Origin of the sequence: Nostoc sp. CHAB 5715, from assembly GCF_020829685.1 — a bacterium.
Lineage (GTDB): Bacteria > Cyanobacteriota > Cyanobacteriia > Cyanobacteriales > Nostocaceae > Nostoc.
This window is the reverse complement of sequence record NZ_JAIVFR010000428.1, coordinates 1-6067: the sequence shown is the minus strand read 5'-3', so window position 1 is coordinate 6067 and position 6067 is coordinate 1. Positions and strand designations below refer to the sequence as shown.

At 40.5% G+C, this 6067-nt stretch carries 6 protein-coding genes; 1 reads left to right on the top strand and 5 read right to left on the bottom strand.

Features of this window, described 5'->3' with window-relative positions; translation table 11 throughout:
- Positions 1-100 precede the first annotated feature (100 nt).
- From LC574_RS22185 to LC574_RS22165, 5 genes are all read right to left on the bottom strand, one after another.
- A complete protein-coding gene (locus tag LC574_RS22185) occupies positions 101-238 on the bottom strand; it encodes a hypothetical protein (RefSeq protein ID WP_267871632.1) in 138 nt (45 codons plus the stop codon).
- A gap of 30 nt (positions 239-268) precedes the next feature.
- On the bottom strand, positions 269-1429 hold the full coding sequence (urtB, locus tag LC574_RS22180) for an urea ABC transporter permease subunit UrtB (protein ID WP_229455663.1): 1161 nt from the start codon (positions 1427-1429) through the stop codon (positions 269-271).
- A 91-nt stretch (positions 1430-1520) separates the two neighbouring features.
- Positions 1521-2837: an urea ABC transporter substrate-binding protein gene (gene urtA / locus LC574_RS22175; RefSeq protein ID WP_229455662.1), complete on the bottom strand. Its 1317-nt coding sequence runs from the start codon at positions 2835-2837 to the stop codon at positions 1521-1523.
- 191 nt (positions 2838-3028) lie between these two features.
- Entirely contained in the window at positions 3029-4174 is a 1146-nt protein-coding gene (locus LC574_RS22170; protein ID WP_229455661.1) for an FAD-binding oxidoreductase, read from the bottom strand.
- A gap of 31 nt (positions 4175-4205) precedes the next feature.
- Complete coding sequence (locus LC574_RS22165; protein WP_229455660.1) at positions 4206-5096, bottom strand: isopenicillin N synthase family oxygenase; 891 nt, start codon at positions 5094-5096, stop codon at positions 4206-4208.
- 79 nt (positions 5097-5175) lie between these two features.
- Between LC574_RS22165 and LC574_RS22160 the strand changes: the two genes are divergently transcribed.
- Complete coding sequence (locus LC574_RS22160) at positions 5176-5760, top strand: Npun_F5749 family FMN-dependent PPOX-type flavoprotein (RefSeq protein WP_229455659.1); 585 nt, start codon at positions 5176-5178, stop codon at positions 5758-5760.
- The last annotated feature ends 307 nt before the right edge of the window (positions 5761-6067 follow it).

Genomic DNA, 6067 nt, shown 5'->3' with positions numbered 1-6067 from the left:
TTGATCTGAACTTTTCAATTAGATATACTTCTAATTAGATATATGTCTAATTAGAAGTTAGTTATGCAACCAGAGCAATTTAACATCTTACTCCGCTTTTTCAAGGCATTAGCGGATGATAGCCCAACAAATTTAGACGAAACTCCGTCAGCAACAGTGGCATAATAATAATGAGGAAAAGTGCGATCGTAACCACCACCCCCACCTCAATTAATAACCTTCCTCCCTTCTTTCTCATCTTGGCGTCCTTGGCGTCTTGGCGGTTCGTTTAAACATCAACAGTACGTCCCTTCTGCGGAAAAATCCCCCCAGGCTTCCACTGTAAAAACACAATAATCAGCGCAAACACCATCACCTTAGCCATACTCGTCGTCGCAAAAAAAGTAAACAAATCAGCCAAAGGCTTAACAGGACTCAACAGCAAAGCCAAAGTTCCAGAACCAATTAAAAAATTAGCCGTACCAATACCCAACGCCGCCACAATCGTCCCGGCTAAATTCCCCACACCTCCAACCACAACCACCATAAAAGTATCAATAATATAGTTTTGTCCCGTATTTGGCCCCACAGAACCGAGTAAACTAATCGCACATCCAGCCACACCAGCTAAACCAGAACCCAGTGCAAAAGTAATTGCATCAACCTTTTGAGTTGGAATACCTAAACAAGCACTCATACTCCGGTTTTGCGTCACAGCCCGAATTCTTAAACCCCAGCTAGAACGTTGTAAAAATAAATAAATTCCCGTCACACAGATTATTGTTAAACCAATAATAAATAACCTAGCAAAGGGCAATTGTACACCACCCAAAGACATCCCCGCTTGTAACCAAGTAGGCGCAGTTACATCTACATTTTGAGCGCCAAACCAAGGTTGAGTAACTGCTAACTGATAAGTTTGACTCAATAAATTACCCGTTGTGATTGTCACCCCCAGCGATAATAAAAATATTACTGCCACAATCCAGTTACGAACTCTTCCCAAATCAGTGCGAGAATTTAAAATCCATAAACCTCCAAAAAACAACAGAGAAAATAAGCCTATGCCAATTATCAATACCCAATTTACGCTGCGAACAAACTGTTGAAAAATCAAACTTACTCCCCAAGTTGCCAAGAGAGTTTCTAATGGGCGTCCATAGAGATAACGAATCACGCCTCTTTCTAGAATTAATCCCACAGCAGCCGTGAAAATAAAAGCGATAATCAAAGCCAAAAATATATAGACTTCAAACCATACTCCACCTAATTGTTTACAGACATTTTGCACAACAAATGTTGTATAAGCGCCAAACATCATCAATTCACCATGCGCCATATTGATAACGCCCATCAAGCCAAATATAATCGCCAACCCCAACGCAGCAATTAATAATACAGCGCCAATACTAATACCATTAAAGATAGCTTCTAAAAATCCTGCTAACACTTATTTCTCCTACATAGCATCTATTTGTCATTAGTCATGTATCATCTGTTATTCACTAATGACTAATGACTAATGACCAATGACTAAGAAATTAAACTTTCTTGTACTTACCACCCTTAGCCGGGTCAGTCCAATCACAAGCAAATCCCTTAGTCTCTTTTACAAATTGATTCCAAGGAACTGGCTCAACCGCTGTTGGAGTAGCATAAACAATATCAAACAAACCATCTAGCCTTACTTGACCAATTCGCACAATTTTAGATATGTGATGATTGGCATCCATTGTCACTTTACCTTCAGGTGCATCTATAGTTTGACCATAGGCCGCAGCACTCACTTTCGCTATATCTGTAGTACCAGCTTTTTCTACTGCTTGCTTCCACAAATAAACTGCAATATATGCTGCTTCCATTGGGTCATTTGTTACCCGATTTTCACCGTATTCTTTCTTAAAAGCTGCTACAAATTTTTTGTTAGCAGGTGTGTCTACTGTTTGGAAATAGTTCCAAGCTGCATAGTGACCTTTAAGATACTCTACACCAATTGCTTTGACTTCTTCTTCAGCAATACTTACAGACATGGAAGGATATCTTTCTGGTGTCAATCCAGCCCCTTTCAATTGTTTGAAGAAAGCGACATTACTATCACCATTTAGGGTGTTATAAATCACACCACCATTGGGCAAATTTTGTTTTATTTTAGTAATGATAGGCGTAACTTCTGTATTGCCAAGAGGTAAATAATCCTCACCAACTGTTTTTCCGCCCAAAGCTTCTAATTGGGCTTTAATAATTGTGTTAGCAGTGCGGGGAAAAACGTAGTCAGAGCCAACTAAAAAGAATTGTTTTCCTTTATTTTTTAACAGCCAATCAACAGATGGTTCAATTTGTTGATTTGGAGCAGCACCAGTGTAGAAAATATTTTTAGAACACTCTTGACCTTCATACTGCACAGGATACCAGAGCATGTGATTTTTGCTCTCGAATACTGGCTTAACATTCTTACGGCTAGCAGATGTCCAACAACCAAAAACTACAGCGACTTTATCTTGATCGATTAGCTTAGTTGCCTTTTCTCTAAAAGTATCCCAGTTAGAAGCACCATCTTCGGTAACTGCTTCAATTTGTTTACCTAAGATACCACCGGCAGCGTTAATTTCTTTGATTGCTAATTTTTCAGCATCAACAACGCTTTTTTCACTAATAGCCATTGTGCCACTAAGGGAGTGCAAAATACCTACTTTGATTGTGCCACCAGCAGTAGCAGCAGCAGGAGTTGCAGCAGGAGGTGCGACTGGACTCTCTGTAGCAGTTGGGGAATTATTCGCACAAGCCTTCAGAAAAAAGCTGCTTCCAAAAGTTAGAGAACCGTAGATTAAAAACTTGCGTCTGTTAAATTGTCTTCTCATCTTTTTATGAATTTTCCTCTTGACCAATTAGCCAACTTAATAGAAAGCTGACAATATTAAACTTAAAGTGTGATGATAGTGCGATAAGTTACTAGGAAAAAGTTACTTATTATACAAAATATCTGATTTTGTCACCAAAAAATAACTTTACAATATTAATCTTTGTTAAGCGTAGTATTGTGAAACTATTGTTAGTAATGAAGAGATCGCTGGATAATAATCTCATCTTTATTGCCAGATGCAAAATTAGCAAAGCGCTTTGCCAAAGGTGGTATAATCACCAAAGGATTGCTAAAACCAGAGAATAAATGAATGCTCTCAAATCCTGGGATAGTACCAATCAAGGGCAGGCGATCGCTACTAAATCCCACCAAGCAATCATGCCAAGTTCCTGGTAAATTCTCTAAAGTTGGTAAAACTTCACCGATACTTTTTCGCAGCCATTTTTCACTCGCCTCTGAGTTTACCTTGGCATAAGGATCTGTGAGAACACGGCTAATTTGACCGATGCGAAAGCTACCATCTTGAAACTGAATCGCACCCGCATCTAAAATCGGTGGTACTAACTCATTACCAAGTTCATCCCACAATTCATCAACTTGAGTAGATTCAGCTTCTAGTTGAAATCGTTGCAGATTAGCTGGCATAACTAAGGTGCGTAACTGCACATCCATCGGTGGGGTTTCAATAATTTCTGCATGGGTAAAATACAGTTTGACGGGAATACCAGCAGATTTTAGTAGCTGGCGGCTGAGTCCACCCGCACAGATAACAACGTTAGCACTGTGGAAAGTTGCAGTGGTGGTTTTTACACCATGTTGCAATACTTGCAATACTTGGGTAATCTGCATTTCACCCCCAGCCCGCTTAAAGGCTTGGATGTAAGCTTGTGCTGTTTTTTCTGGGTGAATATGACCATGTTTGACAGTTAAAGCACCAGATATCGCCTCTCGATTTAGCTGCGGTTCCAACTCACAAGCTTCTTTAACATTGAGTAAACGGGGTGGAATGGCAAAATGATGATATGATGCAGCCGTTGCTTCTGGGTCATTAGCGGCTGAAATAGTAAGTAATAAATTTAATTCCCGAAACTGGATATCAGCGTCTAACTCTTGAGATAGGATATGGTAACGCGCGATCGCTTCTTCGCACAATAGACGAGTTAGTGGTGTAGTACCCGACCAATAAGCAAGCCCACCATAACTATAACTGGTTGCATTCTGTGGTGTTTCATATTGCTCCAGCAAAAGAACACAAAAGCCAGTTTTTACTAATTCGTATGCCAGTGCAGCACCCGCAATTCCACCGCCAACCACAATCCAGTCGTAGGTTTTCATATTTTATAAATTACGAATTACGAATTACGAATTACGAATTATCATAAGTTGCTTGTAAACGACTTAAAAGATATTCTCCCGCCAGGATAGGCGGATAAATAGGCGATTGTTCTTTCTGGCAACTTTCCAGACAAGCTATTTCTGTATCATCATTAGGATGACAGAAAAAAGCCATAGAATAACGGGACTGGTTCACCTTGTTGTGACTGGGAATCATTACTCGATGCTTGGTTGAGCAAAACATATCATTTGTCCACCGTTGCATTAAATCGCCAGTATTAACTACCACAGTATCAGGAATTGCAGGTGCAGCAATCCACTCTCCAGATGCTGTCTGTACTTCCAACCCGCCAACGTCATCTTGGAAAAGTAAGGTAATACTGCCATAATCGGAATGCTCACCAGCACGCACCTGTCCGGGTTTGGGTGGTGTCTGCAATGAGGGATAGTGGAGTAAGCGCAAGGTATGATTTTGTTGATTGTGCCTTGTAATAAAAAAATCTTCTGGCAATTCCAACGCCAAAGCATAAGCTTTTAACACTGTGTTAGCAAGTTCTGTGCAATTATCATAAAAGGCAAGAATAGAAGCATCTATTCCTATAGCCGCTTGTTTGTTTACATTAAACGCCTCTTTCAAGTCGCCTGGTTTATTGGGGTCAAGACGTTCTCTTTCAAGACCAACGTATCCTGTATTATTAAACTCATCACTCCAAGCTTGCTTTTGCTTAACTTCTAAGGGTAAATTGAAGAAAGATTGACTGTAACTGAATACTTGGTTTATTAGGTCTTTTGATATTCCTGGATTCTCTAAGTACATAAAGCCAATTTCATGGCAAGCTTGATAGATTTTGATAACAGTTTGCCGAGTTATTGTGTTGCCATTGGTAAAGGCAGTTAAATCTATTATTGGAATTGTAACCATTTATTATATATATTTAGAAAATTTGTGTTTTTGTTTTGTTAACAGTAGTATACTCAATAGTTAGGTACGGAACTTTACAATGACTCTTGCTCCTTGGCGAAGCGCGATCGCTCATGCACTCCATCGCAACCGCAGCCTTGTTTATGCCCGTTACCTCCAACTAGCAACGGTGCAGGCGAACGGTCGTCCCGCTAATCGTACCCTAGTCTTTCGCGGTTTTTTGGAAGATACAAACCAGCTAAAATTTATTACTGATACTCGTAGCGCTAAAGCCGACCAGATACAGCAACAACCTTGGGCAGAAGTTTGCTGGTACTTCCCCAATACACGCGAACAATTCCGCATCACTGGCTGTTTGACTCTGGTCAGCAGTGATGATTCTGACCAGGATTTACAGCTAGCCCGGATCGCAATGTGGCAAGAATTAAGTAATGCGGCGCGTTTACAGTTTGCTTGGCCCTATCCTGGTAAACCCAGAATCCAAGAATTAGGAGCTTTTGAGCCACCAGCACCCGATCCTGTTGAGCCAGTACCTAATTTTTGTCTACTGCTACTCGATCCGATGCAAGTAGACCATTTAGAATTACGCGGCGAACCACAAAATCGATGGCTTTACTGCCGTAATGACCAGCAAGAGTGGTCTAGAGAAGCGATTAATCCATGATTTAGTCAAGAGTCAAAAGATTGACCCTTAACTGATATCTTGCAGCATTCTCGATTAGGGACTTCCAAGAAATAAATTATCCAATCTTGTGGGGTGGGCATCTTGCCCGCCTTTGACTATGGGCGGGCGAGACGCCCACCCCACAATAAATAGTTGTATATTTTTTTATTTGGAAGTCCCTTAGCACCATCGCCCGCCCAGAAATAAATTTCTGGGCTGATAGCTAAAGTCCACTAAAGTGGACTAAAACCCTTGTTCAGTCTTCAATAGATAGACTTTAGCTATTAGCCTCAGAATTCATTCTGAG